The 23,489-nt window shown below is 55.3% G+C and carries 21 protein-coding genes and 1 tRNA gene; 6 read left to right on the plus strand and 16 right to left on the minus strand.

Annotation, left to right across the window (positions count from 1 at the left end):
• Positions 1–50: 50 nt before the first annotated feature.
• Positions 51–722, plus strand: coding sequence for an adenylate kinase (locus N1030_RS05090; RefSeq protein WP_265828093.1), 672 nt, complete (start codon positions 51–53; stop codon positions 720–722).
• An 85-nt stretch (positions 723–807) separates the two neighbouring features.
• Here N1030_RS05090 and ilvN read toward each other — a convergent pair whose 3' ends face one another.
• The 4 genes from ilvN to N1030_RS05110 all read right to left on the minus strand — a co-directional run bounded on the left by ilvN (position 808) and on the right by N1030_RS05110 (position 3,367).
• Positions 808–1,098 carry an acetolactate synthase small subunit gene (gene ilvN / locus N1030_RS05095; RefSeq protein ID WP_265828095.1) on the minus strand — a complete coding sequence of 97 codons (291 nt, stop codon included), beginning with the start codon at positions 1,096–1,098 and terminating at the stop codon, positions 808–810.
• Positions 1,091–2,770 (minus strand): acetolactate synthase large subunit, encoded by a 1,680-nt coding sequence (ilvB, locus tag N1030_RS05100; protein WP_265828096.1) that lies wholly within the window; start codon positions 2,768–2,770, stop codon positions 1,091–1,093. Before ilvB ends, ilvN begins: the two co-directional genes overlap by 8 nt.
• A 117-nt stretch (positions 2,771–2,887) precedes the next feature.
• A complete protein-coding gene (locus N1030_RS05105) occupies positions 2,888–3,022 on the minus strand; it encodes a hypothetical protein (protein ID WP_265828097.1) in 135 nt (44 codons plus the stop codon).
• Positions 3,023–3,290: 268 nt separating this feature from the next.
• Positions 3,291–3,367, minus strand: a tRNA-Met gene (locus tag N1030_RS05110).
• 89 nt (positions 3,368–3,456) lie between these two features.
• On the opposite strand from N1030_RS05110, the gene N1030_RS05115 reads away from it, so the two are divergent.
• Together N1030_RS05115 and N1030_RS05120 are read left to right on the plus strand one after the other, a co-directional pair.
• Positions 3,457–4,179, plus strand: coding sequence for a glycosyltransferase family 2 protein (locus N1030_RS05115; RefSeq protein ID WP_265828098.1), 723 nt, complete (start codon positions 3,457–3,459; stop codon positions 4,177–4,179).
• A 364-nt stretch (positions 4,180–4,543) separates the two neighbouring features.
• Positions 4,544–5,215, plus strand: a complete 672-nt coding sequence (locus N1030_RS05120; RefSeq protein WP_265828099.1) for a TVP38/TMEM64 family protein — start codon at positions 4,544–4,546, stop codon at positions 5,213–5,215.
• A 222-nt stretch (positions 5,216–5,437) separates the two neighbouring features.
• Here the strand turns inward: N1030_RS05120 and N1030_RS05125 are convergent, their stop codons facing one another.
• From N1030_RS05125 to N1030_RS05175, 11 genes are all read right to left on the minus strand, one after another.
• A complete protein-coding gene (locus N1030_RS05125; protein ID WP_265828100.1) occupies positions 5,438–6,886 on the minus strand; it encodes a TrkH family potassium uptake protein in 1,449 nt (482 codons plus the stop codon).
• Between the two features lie 6 nt (positions 6,887–6,892).
• Positions 6,893–8,290, minus strand: coding sequence for a Trk system potassium transporter TrkA (trkA, locus tag N1030_RS05130; protein ID WP_265828101.1), 1,398 nt, complete (start codon positions 8,288–8,290; stop codon positions 6,893–6,895).
• A 275-nt stretch (positions 8,291–8,565) separates the two neighbouring features.
• Entirely contained in the window at positions 8,566–8,826 is a 261-nt protein-coding gene (gene rpsT, locus N1030_RS05135; protein ID WP_265828102.1) for a 30S ribosomal protein S20, read from the minus strand.
• Positions 8,827–8,991: 165 nt separating this feature from the next.
• The gene (gene glyS / locus N1030_RS05140; protein WP_265828103.1) at positions 8,992–11,085 is read right to left on the minus strand and encodes a glycine--tRNA ligase subunit beta; all 2,094 of its coding nucleotides are present in this window, start codon (positions 11,083–11,085) and stop codon (positions 8,992–8,994) included.
• Between the two features lie 20 nt (positions 11,086–11,105).
• A complete protein-coding gene (gene glyQ, locus N1030_RS05145) occupies positions 11,106–11,987 on the minus strand; it encodes a glycine--tRNA ligase subunit alpha (RefSeq protein ID WP_265828104.1) in 882 nt (293 codons plus the stop codon).
• Between the two features lie 90 nt (positions 11,988–12,077).
• The gene (gene recO, locus N1030_RS05150; RefSeq protein ID WP_265828105.1) at positions 12,078–12,821 is read right to left on the minus strand and encodes a DNA repair protein RecO; all 744 of its coding nucleotides are present in this window, start codon (positions 12,819–12,821) and stop codon (positions 12,078–12,080) included.
• A 5-nt stretch (positions 12,822–12,826) separates the two neighbouring features.
• Positions 12,827–13,906 carry a helix-turn-helix domain-containing protein gene (locus N1030_RS05155; RefSeq protein ID WP_265828107.1) on the minus strand — a complete coding sequence of 360 codons (1,080 nt, stop codon included), beginning with the start codon at positions 13,904–13,906 and terminating at the stop codon, positions 12,827–12,829.
• A gap of 30 nt (positions 13,907–13,936) precedes the next feature.
• The gene (locus tag N1030_RS05160) at positions 13,937–14,896 is read right to left on the minus strand and encodes a peptidyl-prolyl cis-trans isomerase (protein ID WP_265828108.1); all 960 of its coding nucleotides are present in this window, start codon (positions 14,894–14,896) and stop codon (positions 13,937–13,939) included.
• A gap of 212 nt (positions 14,897–15,108) precedes the next feature.
• Entirely contained in the window at positions 15,109–16,122 is a 1,014-nt protein-coding gene (locus N1030_RS05165; protein WP_265828109.1) for a peptidylprolyl isomerase, read from the minus strand.
• A 9-nt stretch (positions 16,123–16,131) separates the two neighbouring features.
• Entirely contained in the window at positions 16,132–19,506 is a 3,375-nt protein-coding gene (mfd, locus tag N1030_RS05170; protein WP_265828110.1) for a transcription-repair coupling factor, read from the minus strand.
• 207 nt (positions 19,507–19,713) lie between these two features.
• The gene (locus tag N1030_RS05175; protein ID WP_265828111.1) at positions 19,714–20,190 is read right to left on the minus strand and encodes a chemotaxis protein CheW; all 477 of its coding nucleotides are present in this window, start codon (positions 20,188–20,190) and stop codon (positions 19,714–19,716) included.
• Between the two features lie 246 nt (positions 20,191–20,436).
• On the opposite strand from N1030_RS05175, the gene N1030_RS05180 reads away from it, so the two are divergent.
• A complete protein-coding gene (locus tag N1030_RS05180) occupies positions 20,437–20,664 on the plus strand; it encodes a hypothetical protein (protein WP_265828112.1) in 228 nt (75 codons plus the stop codon).
• A 125-nt stretch (positions 20,665–20,789) separates the two neighbouring features.
• Here the strand turns inward: N1030_RS05180 and N1030_RS05185 are convergent, their stop codons facing one another.
• The gene (locus tag N1030_RS05185) at positions 20,790–22,127 is read right to left on the minus strand and encodes a UDP-glucose dehydrogenase family protein (protein ID WP_265828113.1); all 1,338 of its coding nucleotides are present in this window, start codon (positions 22,125–22,127) and stop codon (positions 20,790–20,792) included.
• Positions 22,128–22,321: 194 nt separating this feature from the next.
• On the opposite strand from N1030_RS05185, the gene N1030_RS05190 reads away from it, so the two are divergent.
• Positions 22,322–23,047, plus strand: a complete 726-nt coding sequence (locus N1030_RS05190) for a pyridoxine 5'-phosphate synthase (RefSeq protein ID WP_265828114.1) — start codon at positions 22,322–22,324, stop codon at positions 23,045–23,047.
• A gap of 39 nt (positions 23,048–23,086) precedes the next feature.
• Positions 23,087–23,458, plus strand: a complete 372-nt coding sequence (locus N1030_RS05195) for a holo-[acyl-carrier-protein] synthase (RefSeq protein ID WP_265828115.1) — start codon at positions 23,087–23,089, stop codon at positions 23,456–23,458.
• Positions 23,459–23,489: the final 31 nt, after the last annotated feature.

Below are 23,489 nucleotides of genomic sequence, written 5' to 3' on the forward strand. Positions count from 1 at the left end.
GTCTTGCTTCACGCTAAGAGCATGTGAAATATTTGACAAGGAGGAATGAGGTGAACATTCTCACTTTCGGACCTAACGGCAGCGGCAAGGGCACCCAGGGTGCTCTGGTGAAGAAAAAATACGACCTTGACCACATCGAATCCGGTGCAATCTTCCGTCAGCACATCGGCGGCGGCACCGAACTCGGCAAGAAGGCCAAGGAATACATCGACCGCGGCGACCTCGTACCGGACGACATCACCATTCCCATGGTTCTGGAAACCCTGAAGGGTGCTGGTCCCAACGGCTGGCTGCTCGACGGTTTCCCCCGCAACATGGTTCAGGCCGAGAAGCTGTACGACGCTCTGCAGGCTGAAGGCATCAAGCTGGATTACGTTATCGAAATCCTCCTGCCCCGCGAAGTTGCCAAGAACCGCATCATGGGTCGTCGTCTCTGCAAGAACGACAACAACCACCCCAACAACATCTTCATCGACGCTATCAAGCCCAACGGCGACGTTTGCCGTGTATGTGGCGGTGATCTGTCCTCCCGTGCTGACGACCAGGACGAGGGTGCCATCAACAAGCGTCATGACATCTACTACAACACCGAAGACGGCACCCTCGCTGCTGCCTACTTCTACAAGGATCTCGCTGCCAAGGGTGAGACCAAGTACATCGAACTGAACGGTGAAGGCACCATTGATTCCATCAAGGAAACCCTTCTCGCCCAGCTCGCCTAGTTCCCTCGTTCGTTACATACCTATGGGTACAATAAAAGCCCCCTGCAATCGCAGGGGGCTTTTTGCATGCTTCGCTACACGACGACTACTGTGCCATCACGGTGCCGAGCTGACTGAACACGGCCGTATGTTCACTGCTAACGCGCACGTCGTGCACGTCCTGCAGCTTGCGCATCTGACGGATCATCTGCTCAAGACGGTCATCCTCATTCACGAGCAGCCAGATGCGGCTGACCTCGCCGCCATTCACCGGCAGACAGAGAATGGCTTCCACGTTGAAGGCGCGGCGGGAGAAGAGGCCGCACACATGCGACATAACGCCGGGGTGGTTGCTCACCGTTACATCAAGAACCGTACGGGCAATCTGATTAGGCATTGGCTTCTCCTTCAATCATCATGCGGTTGGCCGCTCCGGGGGGAACCATGGGCAATACCTTTTCCTCCCTGCTCACAGGCACATGCACAAGGCACGGTCCGCGCTGGGCAAAGGCATCCTTCAGGTCGGCGTCGGGATCTTCGCTCTTGGCCAGATCAACGGTGCGCCAGCCGAAGCCTTCGGCAATCTTCATGAAATCCACTGCAATCTGGTATTCAGAGGAGAAGTAATTCGCCTTGAAGAACAGCTCCTGCTGCTGGTGTACCAGCCCGAGGCAGTTGTTGTTCAGCAACACCACGGTCACGTTCACGCGCTGCTCGGCCGCCGTAGCAAATTCCTGAATATTCATCAGCAGGCTGCCGTCACCGCTGAAACACACAACCTTGCGCTCGGGAGCTGCCAGAGATGCACCAATGGCTGCCGGAAGACCAAAACCCATGGTGCCGAGGCCGCCGGAGGTAAGCCACTGGCGCTCCTGCTTGAAGGGATAGCTTTGCGCCGTCCACATCTGGTGCTTGCCCACGTCGGTGCAGACGATGGTGTTGTCGTCCACCAGTTCGCCAATACGGCGGATGAGCTTCTGAGGGCTTTCATAACCGCCTTCAAGCGGTGCCTGCTGCGGGAACGCGTTGCGAAGCGCAGAAATGAAGTCCAGCCACTCGGCACGGGGGTTCTTCTGCACCTTGGGCAACAGGGCATCCATGACATCGGCAATGTCACCGAGAATGCCGACAGATGCCGTGCGGATCTTGTCGATCTCGCTATGATCGATGTCTATGTGGATAACCTTGGCCGTGGGACAGAATTCCTGCACCTTACCCGTTGCCCGGTCGTCAAAGCGCACCCCGGCCGCGATGATGAGATCGCAGGCTTCCAGCGCCATGTTCGTATAGCGCTCAGCATGCATGCCCAGCATACCAATGGACAGCGGATGATCCTTGGGAATGGCCCCAAGGCCCATCAAAGTCATGGTCACCGGCATGGACGACTTGGTGGCCAGTTCAAGAATTCTGTCACTGGCGCCACCGGCCACAACACCGCCGCCAACCCACAGCACAGGGCGCTTTGCAGCGTTGATCATGCCTGCGGCAGCTTCCAGATCAGCATCAAAGGCACGGGGCGCAGGATCGGCGTCTCCGGCTTCAGGCCACTTGGCAAAGGAAACTTCGCCCACCTGAATGTCGCGGGGAATGTCGATCAATACCGGACCGGGTCGTCCCGAGGAGGCAATCCGGAAGGCTTCGGGAATGACAGAAAGCAGTTCCTCACCCGAACGTACAAGGAAATTGTGCTTGGTGATGGGAATGCTCATGCCGTAGGTGTCCACTTCCTGAAAAGCATCCGTGCCCATCAAGGGGCTGGGCACCTGTCCGGTGATGCAGATGACGGGAACCGAGTCCAGCTTCGCATCCGCAATGGCGGTAAGAATGTTGGTCACTCCGGGACCGGAGGTTGCAAAACAGACTGCGGGGCTGCCGGTAACTCGCGCCATGCCCTGCGCGATGAAGCCTGCCCCCTGCTCATGACGGGCCAGAACATGATGAATATGGGTACTGCGGGAAAGCGCATCGTACAAAGGCAGGTTCGCACCACCGGGGATGCCGGAAATGATACGCACGCCCTGCCGTTCAAGCAGCTGTATGGTAAGCTCTGCGCCTGTCATCCTGAACATTGTGCACTCCTCTTCTGACCCGTTTTCTTCAACCGGTGGGGGGCGGGTCAAACAAGAACCCCCACCGGTGCCTGAGCGCTGGCGGGGGTTGATTTCAGTTTGTTCTGAACGAGCCCGTTACATCGCTGAGGCACCGACGCCATGCGAGACGATGACGTTGACGACGACGTTGACGACGACCACTAGAACGACCACAGCCTGAATCAGGCTGTCAGCGATGAATGCTTGGGCGTTTTGAGTGGTATGTCGCATGTGGGTTCCCGTTCTTATTCAGGAAAAACGTTTGTTTTCGGGAGAGTAGTTCCAGAAAAGCAGAATTGTCAAGGTATGGAGTACAATTGATGGGGAGTGATGTGATTACTCCGGTGAACGGTAGAATATGCTCGGTGAACGGTAAACACGCTCGAACAGGCGCCATGATAGGGGCACCGCACAGCCGTCTGAAGAAAGCCACAAGCGGGAGGTCGTCCGATACACAAATGAAAAAGGGTCCGACATTTCTGTCGAACCCAGATTCTCTTGGTAGCGGGGGCAGGATTTGAACCTACGGCCTTCGGGTTATGAGCCCGACGAGCTACCGAGCTGCTCCACCCCGCGTCACGTGTGAAAGGGGGTTTACGTTGAAGCGGCAGAACTGTCAATCACTGATTTACATTAATCGGCCAATTCGCTATTAGTGCCCGGTTATGACAACAATCAATTCAATCTCCATAGTTGTTCCCGTATATAACGAAGAAGACAACCTCCCCATTCTGTTCGCCGAAATCGATCGCGCCATGTCGCGCACCGACAAGGACTGGCATGTCATCTTTGTGGATGACGGCAGCAAGGACAGAAGCCTTGAGGTCATGCGTCAGCTTGCGGAAAAGCACAGCACCGTCCGCTACGTAGCCTTTGCCCAGAACTGCGGCCAGTCCGCAGGCTTCAAGGCCGGCTTCGATGCAGCAACCGGTGATGTTGTCGTCACCATGGACGCCGATCTTCAGAATGACCCTGCCGATATTCCTGCCATGCTCAAGGAGTACGAGCGCGGCTTTGACATGGTCATCGGCTGGCGCGCCAAGCGTCAGGACTCCATTGTAAAGAAGATCGTCTCCAAGATCGGCAACGGCATCCGCAACCGCCTGAGCAACGAAACCGTGAAGGATACCGGCTGCTCGCTCAAGGTGATGCGAACCAGCATGGCGCAGAGCATTCCCATGTTCACGGGCATGCACCGTTTCCTGCCCACGCTGATGAAGATGCAGGGAGCCACTGTTTCCGAAATCCGCGTCAACCACAGGGCACGCCAGCACGGTGTTTCCAAGTATGGCGTATGGGATCGTACCAAGGCTACCTTCTTCGATCTGCTTGCGATCCGCTGGATGCAGAGACGCTCCTTCCGGTACACGATCAAAGAACAGAAGTAACCGGACAAGGCGCAGGATACCGAATGGAATTCTGGCTGCAATGGACAAGCACACTTCTCGGGGCGGCTCTGCAGGCCGCCTCTGTCATTCGGATTATCATCCAATCCGTCCGTAGCCGTGTTCCCTTCCCCGCTCCTTTCAGGTATGCGAAAAAAGGCAACGCGACTGCAGTTGCGTCCACCTGTGACCGGCTCTGGCTCGCCGTCTCCCAGAGCTCATGCATACTGATCGGACTCCCTGCCGTAATGGACAGAGATCCTGTCACCCTTGCAGGACAAATACTTCTGGCCTTCTTTTTCCATACCGACTTTCAACGCCGGAATCCGGTACAATCATTACCTGAGACAAGACAAGGATACATAGATTGATCAACGCCAAGACCAGAAAGGCCATCCTCAAGGCCTTCTTCATATTCGCGGTGCTGGCAGCCGTCATATATCTGTTCAGAGTTTCCGGGCTGAACGAAGTGCTGGACAAGCACTGGATGGATGTCCACATCCGCGACCAAGGCCTTTCCGGCTATGTCCTCTTTCTGGCCATTGCCGCAGGCTTTACCGCAGCAGGCTTCCCCAGACAGATGATCAGCTTCTTTGCAGGATACGTCTTCGGCGCAGTGACCGGAACTGTTATGGGTACCGTGGGAACCGCCCTCGGCTGTGCCGTGGCGTTCTATTATGCCCGCTACGCCGGACGAGCAGCCATCGAACGCAAGCTGGGCAAAAAAACAGCCAAGCTCAACGCCTTCCTACAACGCGAGCCCTTCCAGATGACCGTGGTCATCCGTCTGCTGCCTGTGGGCAGCAATATTCTGACCAACCTGCTGGCAGGCATCACCTCCATATCCTCCCTGTCCTTTCTCGGCGGCTCCACGCTGGGCTACATCCCCCAGACGTTCATCTTCGCCCTTCTGGGCAGCGGCGTTAATGTGGACCCAGTCTGGCGCACTACAGTCAGCGCGCTGCTCATGATCATATCCAGCCTGCTGGGATACCGGCTCTACAGAAAGTATCGCGTCGAATCCGAACTGGAATCATAAAAAAAACGCCCCGCCGATTATCGACGGGGCGTTTCATATTTTGCGTAAATCGCACAATCCCAACGTCTTCGCCCCCCTTCCCTTCAACGCCCATAGCGGCATTCTTCCTGATTAATGACAAGAACAGTTCGCTTCTGACGACGGTGAACAGGTACAAAAACACGCCCTGCCGCGATTAACGGCAGGGCGTGTTCTTTCTGGGATCCTGCTGGATACTCAAGCCTACTTACGCCAGAACTCCGGCACAAAAAGGATGAATACAGTGTAAATCTCAAGACGGCCAAGCAACATGCACCATGTGAGAATCCATTTGGCCGCCAAAGGCAGATGCGCAAAGTTCTCCGCAGGGCCTACAGTCCCAAGACCGGGGCCAATGTTGCCGATACAGGCCGCCACTGCCGCAAAGGCCGTCAGCACATCAATACCCAGCGCAGAGAGCAGGAAGCTTGAAACTACAAAGAGTGCCACATAGAGGATGAAAAAGCCCCATATGCCGGACATGACCTCAGCAGGTACAATACGCCCCCCCAGCTTGATGTGCTTTACCGCTCTGGGGTGCACCAGCCTGAAAAGCTCATGGTAGCCCTGCTTCAGCAACAACAGGACACGCATGCACTTGATACCACCGCCCGTTGAACCGGCGCAGCCGCCAAGAAACATGAGAAATAGCAGAAGCGCCTGCGGGAAAGGCAGCCACAATTCGTAGTCCGCCGTGGCAAAACCGGTTGTCGTGCAGATGGAAACCACCTGAAACGCGGCATACTGCAGGGATTCAGCCACGCCGGTTGCGTTGCGCCCGTAGATATAGACGGCAATCAACCCGGTAAAAATGATCGTGGTGACTGTGTAGAAACGGAATTCGGAATCCTTCCAGAAACAACGCACATCGCCCAGAAGCGCCCTGTAATGCAGAGAGAAGTTGGCTCCGGCGATGAACATGAAAATGGTGATCACCCAGTGGATGTAGGCGCTGTCGTAGTGTCCGACCGAAGCATTCTTGGTGGAGAAACCACCCGTCGCCATGGTGCCGAACGTGTGGCAGATGGCGTCAAACAAGGTCATTCCGCCAACCATGAGCAGCAGGCACTGTGCGACGGAAATGCCCACATAGACCTTCCAGAGCACCATGGCCGTATCCTTGATACGGGGCTTGAGCTTGTCCGGTACAGGGCCGGGCACCTCAGCCTTATAGAGCTGCATGCCGCCGACTCCAAGGAAAGGCAGGATGGCCAGAGACATGACGATAATCCCCATGCCGCCAAGCCAGTGCGTGAGACTGCGCCACATGAGAATGCTCTTCGGGGTTGCCTCTATGTCCGTCATGACGCTGGAACCGGTAGTCGTGAAACCGGAAATGGATTCAAACACACAGTCGGTCCAGGTGGGAAACACATCTGCCAGCAGAAAGGGCAAAGCCCCCGCAAGCCCTGCACCGAGCCAGCCGAGGGCAACAATTGTCATGCCTTCGCGATGATTCATGATCTGTTTGTCCTTGCGCCTGAACGCAAGAAACAACAGCAGGCCCGCCACTACCGAGATGAACATGGCCTGAACCAATGGCCACAGACCAGAGTCCTGATAGTACAGAGCCCAGCCGATGGGAAACAGCATGGTCAGCCCGACGGAAACCACAAGGGCGCCAATGACATAGAGGCAATATGTAAATCGCATATCAGCTTACAGTTGCTTCAAGGTTACCGTCAGCGCCTGCTCCACGCGGGAAACATTTTCGCGCGTGGTCAGGATGATGATTCGGTCCTCAGGTTGCACCATACTGTCGCCGCTGGGTATGACCACATCCTTGCCACGAACGATGGCCAAGAGCAGTGTGCCCCGCGGGAAGGGAAGATCCTTCACCGGTTTGCCTACCAATTCCGAATCTGCCTGTGCAATGGCTTCGAGCGCTTCGGCTCCCTCTCCCCGAATGGAAACGGAAGAAAGTACCTTGCCCCGACGGATATGGTGCAGAATGGAGTTCACTGCAGAGAGACGCGGCGAAACCGAGTGGTCAATGCCAATGGCGTTTACCAGAGGCTGATATGCCACCTTGTTCACACGGGTGACCGTCTTTTTGGCACCAAGGTTCTTGGCTAGCAGCGAGGAAAGGATATTTGTCTCCTCGTCGGAAGTCAGGGAGATAACCACGTCCATCTCCCCCACATTCTCCTCGCGCAGAAAATCCTGATCCGTTCCGTCTCCGCGCAGAACCAGCGTAGAGTTCAACTTCTCGGCCAGATACTGGCAGCGCGACTCGCTACGATCCACAAGCTTCACGTGCAGACCTTTGCGTTCAAACAGCACGGCCAGACGCAGTCCTATATTGCCGCCGCCGATGATGAGCACGTCGCGCACGGGGTCGATATTACGACCGCAAACCTTGCGCACGGCTTCCAGACTTGTGTCCTTGCAGGCGAAATAGACGACGTCGCCTGCCACAATCTCATCACGGCCGCTGGGAATTATGAGGTCTTCGCCGCGGACAATGGCAGCGATAAGCACATTGGTGTCCGGCACAATCTCGCGGAAGGCCATGAGCTTTTTGCCCACGAGCGGCCCTTTTTCAACCCGTATGCCTACAAGTTTGACGCGCCCTTCCGCAAACTCGCTGAAATCCACGGCACCGGGCACGGCCAGCATGCGGTCAATGGCCTTGATGACTTCAATCTCGGGATTGATGATGGTGGAGATATTCAGAGGCTTGTTGGTAAGAGCATCCTGATAGAGGTTGTATTCCTCGTTACGGATACGGGCAATCTTGATGGAATCCGGAGAGATGGCATTGGCGAAAAGACAGGAGATGATGTTGATTTCATCGCTGTCCGTTACGGCAAGAAAAATATCGGCATCCATAACTCCGGCATCGGAGAGGACAACCGGGCTGGAACCGGACCCTTGGAAGGTCTGTACGTCCAGCACTTCAGAAACTCGGCGAAGAGCTTCGGCACTCTGGTCAATAATGACCACTTCCTTGCTCTCCTGAGCAAGACGGTGGGCAATGTGGTACCCCACTTCACCCGCTCCGACAATGACCACCTTGAGTTGTTCAACTCGCGGCGCACGACTGAAAAAACCCATGATTGGCGTTTCCCCCGGGTATGACCAAAGCCGGGACGGAGAGATGCGGCCCATGGTTGCATGAGGCCCCTCTCACACCGGCCACATGCTTCATGGAACAGCCATGACGCACCGTGATCGGACTTTGGCGGATTGAGCAATCTCGCGACTATTACCAAATTGCGTGTATCACTGCAAGGTTGGCGAAACCCTCAACTCGTAAGGATAGTGGCAGACAAAACAAAAAAGCCCGCAATAAAGCGGGCCTCTTTGCAAACGTATTCTTGCAAGGCGTACTAGATCTCAGAAACGGCCTTGCTCAGACGAGAAATGTTACGAGCGGCATTACGCCAATGAATAACACCCTTGGTGGCAGCCTTGTCCAGAACGGACGTTGCGGTGCCGAGCAGGACAGCAGCCTGGTCCTTGTCCTTGAGCTGTACAGCTGCGCGAACAGCCTTAACAGTGTTACGGACACGGGTCTTCATTGCGCGATTACGAGCAGCGCGCTTCAGGCTCTGGCGATGCCGCTTAAGGGCAGACTTGTGGTTAGCCACGATAAATCCTCCGAAAGACTTGTATGTAAGAATCTTAATGACAATTACTGGAACACGGGAAGGCAGTTCATTACGCTGCAACCCCCAGCATGTCAAGCATTATCCAAATTTTAATCACCAGTCAGGGTAATTTTCCGCAAAAACCCTGACCGGCGAAAGTATTTTTTACATCTGCAGCGCTGCGAAGTCTGCAAGACGTCCGAGCTTCTGCACCAGGGCGGTCAGCAGATTCAGACGGTTGCTACGCACTGCCGCATCGTCGCACATGACCATGACATTGTCGAAGAAGGCATCCACGGTCGGACGCAGCTCACCGAGCAGACCAAACAGCGCATCAAAGTCACCGGCCTGCCACAGGCTTTCGAATCTGGGTTCTACGGCCTTGAGAGCCTCGCTCAACGCCTTTTCGGCATCATCTTCGAGCAAAGCGCTATCCACTACGCCGGAAAGAGCCACACCTGCCTCCTCACCCTGCTTGCGGATGATGTTGGCCGCACGCTTGAAGGTAAGAACGGCCTGCGCGAACCCTTCGGACTTGCTGAAGGCATCCAGCGCCTTAAGGCGGGCAGCGGCATCACAGATATCGCCGGAACCGGCATTAAGTGCGGATTCCACCAGCAGGGTCTCATAGCCCTGCGAAACAAAGTAGTTCTTGAGACGCAGGTTGAAGAACTCGACCATCTTCTCAAGAGCTTCTTCAGGAGCAAGCTTCCACTTGATCGCATCACCATATCCAGCCTGTGCGGCACGGAAGATGTCACGGGCAGCAACACGGATGTTTCTGTCCAACATGATGCGGGTAATGCCAAGGCAGCAACGGCGCAGAGCGTATGGGTCTGCCGCACCGGTGGGAATCATGCCCAGACCGAAGCAGCCGGCCATGGTATCTGCCTTGTCAGCAATGGAAAGCAACGCACCGCAGGGGGAAGAAGGCACGGGGGTATCAGGGCCGGCCGGCAGATACTGTTCTGCAATGGCCTGCGCAACCACCTCGTTTTCACCCATCTTGCGGGCGTAGATGCCACCCATAATACCCTGCAGGCTGTCGAATTCGTAGACCATCTCGGAAACGAGATCGGCCTTGGAAAGACGCCCTGCCCTTTCGGCATCGGCCTTCAGAGCGGCGTCTACGGATTCAGCCAGCGCACCGCAGAGAGTGGACAGGCGGCGAGTCTTGTTACCCATGGAACCCAGAGGCGCAAGGAAGATGACGTTATCGAGCTTGGCAAGCCATGCATCAAAACTGTTCTTCAGGTCATTGCGCCAGAAGAAGCGGCCGTCTTCAAGGCGGGCACGCAGCACGCGTTCCCAGCCCTTGCGCACCACGTCCATATCCTTGGGCGTGATGTTCAGCACGGTCAGGAAGTACGGCAGCAGATTGCCATCCTTGTCTTCAAGGCCGAAGCTTTTCTGGTGGCTCTGCATGCTGGTCAGCAGAGCTTCCTTGGGCAGTTCGAGGAAGGAAGGATCAAAGCCGCCCAGACAGGGCACGGGATGCTCGGAAAGCCCCTGCACTTCGTCCAGCAGGCTATCCTTCCAGAGCACGGTGCCACCGATGGCAGCGGCAAGGGCATTGCCCTCCTCTACAATTCGGGCACGACGCTCGGCACCGGAGAGGGTGACGGCACACTGTTCGCGCACGACATCAGCAAACTTTTCAGCATGCGCCACGGCAAAGGGACCGGGGCCATGCACACGGTGGCCGCGAGTGGTGTTGCCCGCGGCAAGGTCGGCTAAAGAGAAGGGAACGACCTGATCGTCAAACATGGAGAGCACCCAGCGCAGGGGGCGCGCATACGTGTATTCAAGGCTGCCCCACTTCATCTTCTTGGGGAAAGGCAGCGCGCCGATGATGGCGGGACACCCTTCCGAAAGCAGGTCAACAGTGCGGGCGCCGCCAATCTTCTTACGCACGGCAAGGTACTCGCCCTTGTCGGTCTTCAGGGTAAAAGCATCGGCAAGGTCAACGCCCTGCGTCTTGGCGAAACCTTCAGCTGCCTTGGTGGGCTTGCCTTCCGCGTCATAGGCGATTCTGACAGGCGGACCGGAAACCACTTCCTCCGCCTCATTCTGAATGGCGGAAATACCGGCAACGGTGGCTACCGCGCGGCGGGGAGTGGATTCCACGATGACGGATTCGAAATCAACATGCGATTCCGTCAGAAAGGCGGCAAGCCTATCCTTCAATTCCTTTTCCAGCCCGGGCAGGAAGCGGGCGGGCAACTCTTCGGTGCCGATTTCCAACACAAATACGGACATGATATGCTCTTCCTGTGGGCTTACTTGGTTTCGGTCTTGGGCAGCATGGGATACCCGAGGTCTTCACGCTGCTTGGCGTAGAGACGTGCCACTGCAGATGCCAGAGCGCGGACGCGACCGATGTAGCCGGTGCGTTCGGTGATGGAGATGGCGCCACGGGCATCCAGCAGGTTGAAGGTATGGGAACACTTCAGGCAGTAGTCGTATGCGGGCCAGGCCACACCCTCTTCACACAGGCGCTTGCACTCGCCTTCGTACATATTGAACAGATTCAGCAGCATACCTGCGTCGCTGAGTTCAAAGTTGTACTTGGACATTTCCACTTCGTTCTGATGATACACGTTCCCGTAGGTCACCTTGTCATTGTACATGAGGTCGTACACCGACTCCTTGCCCTGCAGGTACATGCACAGACGCTCCAGACCGTAGGTGATTTCCACGCTGGTGGGGAAAAGGTCAATGCCGCCAACCTGCTGGAAATAGGTGAACTGCGTAACCTCCATGCCATTCAGCCACACTTCCCAGCCAAGCCCCCACGCGCCGAGCGTGGGAGATTCCCAGTCGTCTTCAACGAAACGAATGTCATGAACGGCGGGATCAATGCCCAGAGCCTTCAGGCTTTCAAGGTACAACTCCTGAATATTATCGGGAGAAGGCTTCAGAATGACCTGAAACTGAAAGTAGTGCTGCAGGCGGTTGGGGTTCTCCCCATAGCGTCCATCCGTCGGACGGCGGGAAGGCTCCACATACGCGACATTCCACGGCTCAGGGCCGATAACGCGCAGGAAAGTCGCGGGGTTGAAAGTGCCCGCACCGCATTCGACATCAAACGGCTGTGCAAGCACGCAGCCCTGCTCGGACCAGAAGTTCTGCAGGGTGAGAATAACGTTTTGGAAGTGCATGATGATCCCCTGAAGTCAATATTCTATACACGTAGTAACCGTGTTGTTGTGGTCAAAAACAAAGGCGGCAGAGACAAGGTCTCATTGCGCCTAAACGCGCCGGAACATGCCTTTTTCCCACGCCAGCCCTATATGGAACTGGATGAAGCCGTCCACGGCACGGGTAATCTCTTTGCGGGCTCTTGGCGACAGCAAAAGAGAAGACCAGCAAAGCGGTGGATTGTCCTGCACAAATCGCAAAGCGTCAAGTGCTTCGTTACCCATTCTGAAGCGAGGTCCCGAAGGCGCTGTGCAATTTCCACAAAACAATACGCCCTCTTGCACATGGAACACGCCGCCCCCCTCGCCTATGGGGGTACCGCATTGCATACAATGCCCTGTCTCCGGCCGATACCCTTGATCAAAGGCAAAACGGGCGCGAAAAAGCAACGGCAGAAGCGGATCAACCTGATCAACATCCTGCAGAAGCTCAAGTATTCCTTCAAAGAGCGAAAATGCAGACTGAGCTCCTTCTGCCGAAACCCCCATAGCCTCTATGAATTTCTGGCAGTTCACGGCCAGCCCCAGTCGCTGCAGGTCCGTACGCAAGCGCACCGGAGAACGAAGAAGCGTGCCCTCCTCAAGGCTGTTGTAGGCAGCCATGCGACTTCCCTTTACCCTGAAGAGCACCTGATTCAGGTGATCCAGACAGCCGCTGAAGCGCTGCCTGCTGCGGCAACCGCCAAATGCGAAGGCCGTGAATATGCCACGCTCCGGAGACAAAAAGCGGACCCACAGGTCCGCTTCCTTAAACCGCCCGATGCGGAGGATGATTCCTTTATCCGTAAAATCCATCAGGACTAACGGGACTGGATAAAATTCACGGTCAGCACCTTGCCGTCAGCACCGTCAAGCTTGACGTTCTTGCCGTTGAGCGCAAGAGCAACGCCGCCGGAGTTGCCCAAACGAAGAGTAAGCGTTTTGGGGAAACGCAGAACAAACTTCTGGCCGGAACGCAGGTACATTTCCTTGCGTTCAAAGCGTTCTCCCCATGCTTCAACCCAGCATTCTGCCGATGCGGAAAGGGTGATCTTCTGTTCGCCGCCCCCCTTGTTGATCGCAACATCCTGCATGGCAGAGCCGCTCGTCACCACACTCACGTGCCCAGCGTCAGCCGAAGGCTCCACCTCAGGCTTTGCTGCAACGATTGGCTTCTCAATGGCGGGAACCTCTGCGGGCTCTTCCGCCGGAGGTTCAACCACGGCAACAGCCTCCTCCCCTGCAGATACTGCAATGGCAACAGAAGGTTCAGCCTCGGGCTGAACAGCTTCAGGAGCAACGACGGCAGATGGAGCGGACTCAGCAGCAGATTCCTGCGACACTACACTTTCAGAATTCTCAGCCGGCACGTCCGGAGAAACAGGCTCGCCCGCAGCAGGAGCGTCCACCACAGAGGGAGACTGCTGCACAGCCGACGGCTCAACAACAGCCGGTGCAGGCTGGACAGATTCAGCAGGGAGCGATTCGCCTGCCACTACAGCAGGAGTCGCAGGGGTGCGAAAAAGGAAATACCACCCACCTCCGGCAACGACCCCCAGCACCAAAACGATGGCCAGAACCCAAATCAGACCGGAAGATGAAGGTTGAACATTCTTGCTCGTATACACCGGTTCCGGATCTTCCGGCTCACCGTAGGCTTCAAGATAGATCGCATCCACGGCAGCGCCAAGTTCATCGGGATTAAGCCCGACCAATCGCGCGTAGGACTTCACGAATCCCTTGGTATAGACAAGATGGGGCAGTTCCTCCAGATCCCCGCTCTCCAATGCTTTCAGTGTCCGTATGGCTACTTTGATATTTCGCGAGACGTCCTCGCGCGAAAGCCCCCTGAGTTCTCTCTCCTGTTGCAGAAGAGCCCCCAATTCGGTCATTGAAGTCATTACGCCTCCGAAGAGTCGGATGTTGAAGGATTACAGATTGATTTTAACCACAGCCTTTTCACGCAACTTGGTGGTGTATTCACCAAAACGCGCTTCCAGCATGGGCTGACGCAGGGTGTTCTCAATGGTGCTGTACACTTCTTCAAGCGGAAGCAGATCGCCATTGGTCGCCTTATCCAGCTTCAGCAGAATAGTGGCGCCGTCCTGTTCAAAAGGCTCGGCCACCTGCCCTGCAGAGAGGGGCTCAAGAGCGCTGCGCCAATCGGCAGAAATGTCCTTCCATGCCAGATCGCCGAGAAGGCCACCGTTATCCTTGGCCGGACCGATGGAGAACATCTTCACTGCATCTTCAAAAGACAGCTTGCCCTCACGAATCATGGCAATGGTCTTTGCTTTGTCGGCATTGGGAGCAAAGACAAGCATCTTCACTGTAGCCTTGCGTTCACTGGAAAATTCCGACGCATGCTGTTCGTAGTAAGCCTGCACATCTTCCTTGGTCACCACGACCTTGCGGCTGACCATGAAGTTGATGAGTCGGGTACGAACGATGCTTCTGCGGATTTTCTCAAAAAACATATCGTAGGAGACGCCGTCTTTCCGCATCTGTTCCTTGACCTGCTCAAGGCTCATGTTGCTGCGCTGCGCCAGCTTGCGGACCTCATTTTCCACTTCGGCATCCTTGACGGTCAGCTTGTAGCGCTCCGCTTCCTGCGAAAAAAGCTCGTCCGTAATCATGGCATCCAGCATTCTCTTCTCGATGGCATAAACATGGTCAGCATCTGCGGGGTTCGTACGGGAAAGTCCGGCCTTCAGAAGGTCAGGCGCTACGGCCTCCTGTACATCATATTGTGTGATGATCGAGCCGTTAACAAAGGCGACGATCTTGTTGAAAACGGCTTCAGCCCCAGCTTGTCCTGCGCTCAAAGTCAGCACGGCAAGAATGAGGGGATAGATGAGCAAAGTTCGAAAGGTCTTGAAATTGGAAGACAAAGGCCACTCCCAGAAGACAATGGTTAAGAAAAACATACGTTGTCGCTACAAAGGGTTACGGTTATTTCCACACCATAACAGCAACGCATCATCAGCTTACGATTCGTGTAATCTGTTTCCAATTGTTATGCAACATTACGAAAAAAATACCGACAGTTCACGGAACCTGCCGTGAACATTGCAGGATTGCGGTAAGATTGTACCGCAACGGCTCATTGCGCTTTAGCGTCCTGTCCGGCGGAAGGAACTTCCTTCCCTTTCGCCGCCCCGTCTGCGGCCTTCTCTTCTGCAGCTTTCTCTTCTGCGGAATGCAGAAGCAGGCTTGAAATACGGATATCAGCCTTGGCCAGCTCAGATTTGAGCCACTCGTCAAACTCGGCCTGAAGCTTCTGCTCAAGCAGCACCTTTTCAACAAGAGGATAAGCATGCGAGGGGCCAAGCACCTTTTCCGGAAGATTTTCCAGCAGAACAAGCACCTCAAAACCGTTATCGCCGGAAAACACCGCGCTGGATTCTCCTTCCTTGAGCTTATCGAACGTGGACTTCCAGTTCACAGGCATCATGTTGACCCGCATGCGCAGTTCCCTGATGGCAATCCCATCAAACGAACTCAGAATTTCATCAACAGAAGTGCCCCCAAGCCACATTTCCCGCGCCTTGGAAACATGCTCCCTGTCTGCGCCGGAAATATGAAGAAACCGGACACGGGGAGGAAGATAGAAGTCAGCCAGATTGGCCTTGTAGTACGCTTCCGCTTCCTGAGAAGTCAGCTTGATACGGGGACGCAGGATGTCAGACTTAAGAGTCTCCATGGCCAGCTGCTGACGAAGTCGGGAGCGCCAGACTTCGATATCAATATACTCTTCGACAAGCGTTTTTTCGAACTGGCCTTCAGGGTAATCCGCCCTGATCGTGGCCTCGGCCGCCGTCACATCAGCATCCGTCACACTCAGTCCGACACGGGCAAGCGCCTGATCAACCAACTCGTTGACGATAAGACGGGAAAGTACATTGCCGTAGTCTTCCCGTAACGCGTCAACGGCTGGTACCATGCCGCCCGACCAACTCAGGTTGTTCAAATCATAAAGAGCCTCGAGCTGGGCAAGATAGATTGGTTTGCCGTTGACCGTGGCAACCACTCCCTCCTGCTCCATATCCTTGGAGCAGCCGCAGAAAACAAGCACTGCCAGCAGCAGCAGCGTGAGGGTTAGATACTTGTTGGGCATTACTGGTCCTTATTTCTTCAGAATGAGGGGCTCAAGCTCGGCCCGGGCGTGTTGCAGCCGTTCACGGACATCTGCTCCGGACTCCATACGAAACTCCAGACAGGCCGGGGGCACGAGCCGAGCCTGCGAAGCATGGGAGCTTACCCATTCCACAAGGGCTGCCGGGGAAACGGCATCCGACTTTTCACCCCATACAAGGCGTACCTTGTCCTTGAATATATCGGCCCGCTGTACCTGCATGGACATGAGGAAGCGCTTAAACAGGAGCACACCAAGAAAGTTGGACAATTCTTCCGGCAAGGGCCCGAAGCGGTCCCGCATCTCCAACTCAAGATCCTGCAGCATCACGGCGTCCACTGCCGATGAAAGCATTTTGTAGAAACGAAGCCGCTCGCGGCCATCCGTAATGTAATTTTCAGGAATATGGGCGTTGAGGCCGATATTGAGTTCTGTTTCCACGGCGATAAGAGACTCTTCTCCCTTAAGCCGTCTCACTTCCTCTTCCAGCATTTCCAGATACAAGTCCAGCCCCACACGGGCCATCTGTCCGGATTGCGCTTCACCAAGGATGTTACCGGAGCCGCGCAGACGCAAATCTTCCATGGCCACCTGGAAACCAGCTCCAAGGTAATCCATCTCCAAAATGATTCTGAGACGCTTTCTGGCGATATCTGGCACTGTTTCAAGGTTATTTACCACAAACACCGCATGCGCCTGAACATCCGAACGCCCTACTCTGCCCCGCAACTGGTACAGCTGCCCAAGGCCGAACATCTGGGCCTGATCAACTATCAAGGTGTTGGCCCGCGGGAAGTCGAGACCGGATTCCACAATGGCTGTACATACCAGTACGTCCAGTTCTCCATGCCAGAACTTGTGCATGGTGGTTTCCAGATCCTTCTCCGACATCTGGCCGTGTGCCTGTCCGAGTCGGGCTTCCGGCACCAGCTGACGGACATATTCCGCCACCCGCTCCAGGCCCTCGATACGGTTATGCACCCAGAAGACCTGTCCGCCACGGTCAAGCTCGCGTTTGATATAGCCGCGCAGCATGTCTGCATCGCGTTCTATGAGATCGGTCTCCACCGGCTTTCGACCGAGAGGGGCCGTTTCAATGACGGAAAGCTCGCGTATGCCGGACATGGAAAGCTGCAAGGTACGAGGAATGGGCGTTGCCGACAGCGTCAGTACGTCCACATTCTTCCTGAACTTTTTGAGCTTCTCCTTGTGGCGTACCCCGAACCTTTGCTCTTCGTCCAGAATGAGGAGTGCAAGGTTGGGCAGGTCCACATCATCCGAAAGCAAGCGGTGCGTACCGATAAGAATATCAACCTGTCCCTTGGAAGCAGCCGCCAGAACTTCCTTCTGCTTCTGGCGCGTTACAAAGCGGCTGAGCATGCCGATATTGACGGGAAAGCCCCCAAGACGGCTTTTGAACGTCTGATAGTGCTGTTCCGCCAGTATGGTGGTGGGACAGAGCAGAGCCACCTGCTTGCCCTCGCAAGCCGCGCGGAAAGCGGCACGCATGGCCACTTCCGTCTTGCCAAACCCAACGTCTCCGCACACCAGTCTGTCCATGGGATTGGGCTTTTCCATATCATCCAGAACATCCTGAATAGCCCGAGCCTGGTCAGGGGTTTCCTCAAACCCGAAGGATGCCTCGAACTCACGGTAGAGCTCATTGACAGGACCGTAGCCAAAGCCCTTGGCAAGCCGCCGCCATGCATACATCTCCACAAGGTCATGAGCAATTTTCTCAATAGCCTTGCGGGCCCGCGACTTTGAGGCAAGCCAACCGGAACCGCCCAGCTTGTCGAGAGCGGGCGCGCCGCCGTCCGGCCCCTTGAATCGTTGGATCAGACCAAGCCGGTCAACAGGAAGGTACAGTTTGTCATCGCCCGCATAGCGAAGCAGCAGATAATCGTTGGAAACGCCGCCGAGTTCCATGCGATGCAGGCCGTCGAACACGGCAATGCCGTAATCACGGTGCACCAGATGATCACCCGGAGTCAGGTCATCATATTCCTTGAGTCCTGCAAAGGCACCGGTCCGCGCACGTTCTCTCCGCTCTGTCTTGGGCTGGATGACGTCCTCGCCCAGAATGAGCACCTTGTCCCATACAAGGTCAATACCACGACGAAACGGGGCCACAAGTGCAAAAAGGCCCTTCTCTCTGGGAGCATAGCGCAGGTGGGGCATAAGCCCGTCCTGCTCGGCAAGCTTGAGGAATTTGGCCCTGCTTCGCTCATTGGCAAAGGCGAGCAGCACCTGACGCTTCTCTTGGGTCCATTTGCGCAAACGGCTGACAAGAGCCTGCCAGGGACGGTCCTGATCCTGCGACGAACTGAAAATATCTTGAAACGCTCCGTAAGAACGTTCAGCCAAATCCTCTCCCTGCTTTTCAACACCGATAACCAGGTCTTCAAAATGAGCCCTACGGTTGGCGGACCATACAGCCGTAGCCTGTTCCGGTGTACGCAACGCCATGGATGCGGGCTGTCTTAAACCGGTCTCAGCTTCCTGCTTATCCAGAAACGCGTGCCAAGTGCGCTCCGACTCTTCAAGTGATTCTTTAAGCTCCCGCTCGGAAGGCAGAATGAACACCGCATCCTTGGGCAACCACTGCTCTAGAAAGGCTGCCTGCTCGTAGTAGCAGCCGGGCAATAGCGGCGTTCCGCCTTCATCAGCAGCATGCGAAAAGACTCCGGCCTGCCCTTTGGCAAGTTTTCCTTGTCTTTCCAGCGATTTCCACCAATCAGCAGCAATCTTTCTTTGCCCCGAGCCCATGACCAAGGGAGAGGTGGGAAGCAGCACAAGCTCCTGCATATTCCCTTTGGAACGCTGGCTTGAAGGCTCGAAAAGACGTATTTCCTCAATTTGATCGCCAAAGAACTCAAGTCGGACAGGCCGCGCATAGCCGGGACAGAAGATGTCCAGAATATCGCCACGCAGGGCCATTTCACCCGGCTGGGTTACCATGGGAACGCGCGAATACCCCCACTCCACGCACTGCTCAAGCAGCAGGTCCGGACCGGTTTCATCTCCAACCGGCAGAACAAGCTCATGCGTGTCAAAAAGGGTTACCGGCGGCAATTTGGGGAGAAAGTTATCAAGGGAGACCAAAACCCCTTGGTGCTTCTTGCGAAGACTCAGCGAATACAGGCTGGCAATGCGCGAGGACCAGGCGCTTTTCCCGTGGGAGCCTGCCGGATGCTGAGGAATGACAGTCCATGGCTGCTCCCAGACCGGCGTGACAAGGCTGGATTCCTCTGTGGAACTTTCCGGCGTGAAGAGGGTAAGCAGCCCCTTCAATTCTGCCAGTTCCTGCGAATTTCGCACCACCAGAACCACATGTTCATCCCTGTTCCTCAGGGAATGTGCCATGCGTGCCTGAGAAGCGGGCCCGCTTCTCGCTACCTGAACAATTCGCTGCTTGGAGTTCTGCAGCGCCAAAATTATTTCATCAAACAGCACAGAAAAATCCGTCGTGTTGGCATCCGCTCACTCAAGCCTCACGCATGAATGACACGACAAAAAGCCGCCGTGCCCTTTGCGGGCAACTGGCGGCTATTATATCGATACGGACGCGGTTTAGATCTGACCAAGCACGTTGAGGTCTTCGTTGGAGAGCAGGCGATCAAGATCAAGCAGAATAAGCAGACGATCCTGGAGCTTGCCCACCCCGCTGATGTATTCCGATTCCATACCGGCCACAACGGGCGGCGGGGGCTCAACCGTGCTCGCGGGTATACGCAGCACTTCCGATACGGAGTCCACAACAAATCCCACGATCATATTGTTGATCTCAATAACAATAATTCTTGTGTGCTTGTCGTGCGCCTTGGAAGTCAGACCAAAACGGCGACGAAGGTCAATAATCGGAATGACCTTGCCGCGAAGATTGATGACCCCTTCAACAAACTCGGGTGCGCGTGGAACCTTGGTGATTTCCATGGTACGGATAATTTCCTGAACTTTCAGGATATCCACACCAAACTCTTCATCACCGATACTGAAGGTCACGAGTTGCAGAAGTTCGTCATCCTGCTTTCTCTGCGCTTCATTCATTTCGCTACTCCTTCTAAGAAGTCTACCCCGTTTACTGGGGGACCGAAACGTCCTGTTTCAACTAGGTCAGTTTACAATGTACCGACATTGCGTACACATGGCAACTAGTTTGGATAAAAGACACAAGCGAAGGCGTTATAAAAGTCCGTATAAAAGGGGTTGTAAAAGACGATACGGTCGGATATTAGTAGTCCGTCATCGGATGAAGATGACAAAACCGCCTGTACGGCAAGGAGTCTCATTTTGATGGCGAACATGTTTCCCTACCCCGAGGATGCCCCGCTCCACATGCAGATCAAATCACTTGGAGATGACGAGCTTCTTGATTTCTGGGAAGAAACACAATTTCTCGAACGCTTTCTTGAAGACGACATGCAAACCCGCAATCAGGCCTCCATGCAATATGAACGCCTGATCCTTCAGGAACTCCAGCTGCGGTCCTGCAGACGTTGCATCTCGGAACGCAGAGCCTAACACAATGCCCTTTGCAAGGCGACCGTAAGGTCGCCTTTTTTTATTGCTGTCATTCCTCCCCGCGACTCACAAAAAAAGGCTCCTGGCCGTAAGGTCAGGAGCCTCGTCATTCTATTCAAATTCCACTACTTGGGATCGGGCCGGCCCACGCAGAAGTAGGCGAAGCCAAGCTCTGCCATCATCTTCGGCGGGTACAGGTTGCGGCCGTCGAACAGGATAGGCGCAGTCAGAGAGCCCTTGATGCGCTCGAAGTCGGGAGTACGGAACTGGTTCCATTCCGTCACAACCAGCAGCGCCTGCGCACCTTCAACAGCATCGTACTGCTTGTCAACGATCTCAACCAGCGGATCGTTTTCAAACATGGACTTCACCTTCTCGCCTGCCACCGGGTCAAAAGCGCGGATACGCATTCCCTGTGCGGTAAGCTCCTTGATCATGGCAAGGGAAGCCGCCTCACGGGTGTCGTCGGTGTTAGCCTTGAAGGCAATACCCCAGACAGCCAGAGTCTTTCCTGCCACTCCACCCTGCGGGGCAAAGTATTCGATAATACGTTCCGCCATGCGGAGCTTCTGGCGATTGTTCACGTTGTCCACGGACTCAAGAAGTTCGGGACGGAAATCATATTCATGCGCGGTGTTGATCAGCGCCTTGACGTCCTTGGGGAAACAGGAACCACCGTAGCCCACGCCGGGATAAATAAAGTGGTAACCAATGCGATGGTCGGAACCGATACCGATACGCACGTCGCGGACATCCGCACCAACGCGTTCGCAGATATTCGCAACTTCGTTGATGAAGGAAATCTTGGTGGCCAGCATGCAGTTTGCGGCATACTTGGTCATTTCCGCACTGCGCACACCCATGACGATCATCTTCTCACGGCTGCGGGCAAAGGGGGCGTACAGAGTGCGCAGATATTCAGCAGACTTCTCGCTTTCCGTACCGACCACAACGCGGTCCGGCTTCATGAAATCGTTAACCGCATCGCCTTCCTTGAGGAATTCAGGGTTGGACACCACGTCGAATTCGATATCTGCGCCACGCTTTGCCAGTTCCTCGCTGATAATGCCACGGACGCGATCGGCAGTGCCAACCGGTACGGTGGACTTATCCACAACGATGACGGGCTTGTGCATGTGCTGACCGATTTCACGGGCAACCTGCTCCACATAGCAGAGATCGCAGGAGCCGTCAGGACGGGAAGGCGTGCCAACGGTAATGAAAACAAACTGCGCACGTTCCATGCCTTCAGCAAGGCTGGTGGTGAAAATGAGATTGCCTTCTGCGTAATTGCGGCGGACCAGATCTTCAAGACCGGGCTCGTAGATATGCACCTTGCCGGCTTGAAGGGTCTTCACCACTTCGGGGTTCACATCGACGCAGGTGACGGTATTACCCATTTCTGAGAAACACGCTGCGCTTACAAGACCTACATAACCAGTACCAACTATACAAACGTTCATTCTATACCTCTGCTATATAGAGCGGATTATCTTTATTGACAGTTCACGCAGCATTTACCCTTCACACATCGTTTCGTCAACAGCACAAAGGATCGTCGAAAACCTTGACGGAATCACGTGATATTATGCATTTACGCTTGACTTTGAAACAAGCCCTCACGATCATGCAGATATAAAAATAAGAGGAGGCTTCCATGCCCGTTCTAGTAGTCAACGTCGATCATGTCGCCACGCTTCGTCAACAACGCCGGGGTATTGAGCCGGAACCGGTCACCGCAGCCCATCTTGCCGAGCTTGCCGGTGCGCGCGGCATTATCGTCCACTTGCGTGAAGACCGCAGACACATCATCGACCGCGACGTCCGGTTGCTTTCGCAATGCCTGAACTCCCGCATGCACCTTGAAATGGCTGCCACGGAAGAGATGCAGCAAATCGCACTGGAAACCACCCCCTACATGGTCTGCCTCGTACCGGAGAAACGTGAAGAACTGACGACTGAAGGCGGACTTGCAGTTGCCGGACGCGTCGAACACCTGCGAGACTTTCTGGCTCCCATCCATGCCCAGGGCATCAAGTCCAGCCTCTTTATTGAAGCTGACGTAGCGCAGATTGATGCGGCCAAGGCCGTTGGCAGCGAGTTCATAGAAATCCATACCGGCCATTTTGCTGACGCCAAGACCCCCGAAGCACAGCGGAAGGAATTTGAAAAGATTGTGCGCGGCATTGAATATGCTCGCTCCCTTGATCTTCGCGTCAATCTCGGACACGGCCTCAACTACAATAACATATTCATGTTCAAGGACGTTCCCGGTATCGACGAGTATTCCATAGGTCACTCCATTGTTTCCAGGGCTGTGCTCGTGGGCATGGACCGCGCTGTGCGCGAAATGGTGGAAATCATCCGCACGTTTGCGGAATAACTCCTCCGCCATAACGTATACTGCCACGGAGAGCACAACGTGATCGTAGGACTGGGACTGGATGTCTGCGAATTGGACAGAATAGAACGCTCCTGGAAACGCTTCGGAGAGAAGTTCGCAGCACGCATACTGCACCCCAACGAACTGGCATCGCTCCCGACCTTACCGATTGCATTCCTCGCCTCACGGTTCGCCGCCAAGGAGGCGGCCGTGAAGGCGCTGGGCACCGGTTTCACGGAAGGCATCTGGTTCACTCACATAGAAGTGGCTCGTGCCGACTCCGGAAAACCCTCCCTGAAACTGCACGGCAAGGCAGCCGACAAAGCCCGCGAACTTGGCGCGTCACGCTTCCACATATCCCTGACACATGGCAAAGGCGTTGCGTCTGCCGTAGTCATTCTGGAAACCTGATTCCATCAGCCCCCCGCAAGTGGGGCAGAGA

Origin of the sequence: Desulfovibrio mangrovi (assembly GCF_026230175.1) — a bacterium.
Taxonomy (GTDB): Bacteria; Desulfobacterota; Desulfovibrionia; order Desulfovibrionales; family Desulfovibrionaceae; genus Halodesulfovibrio; species Halodesulfovibrio mangrovi.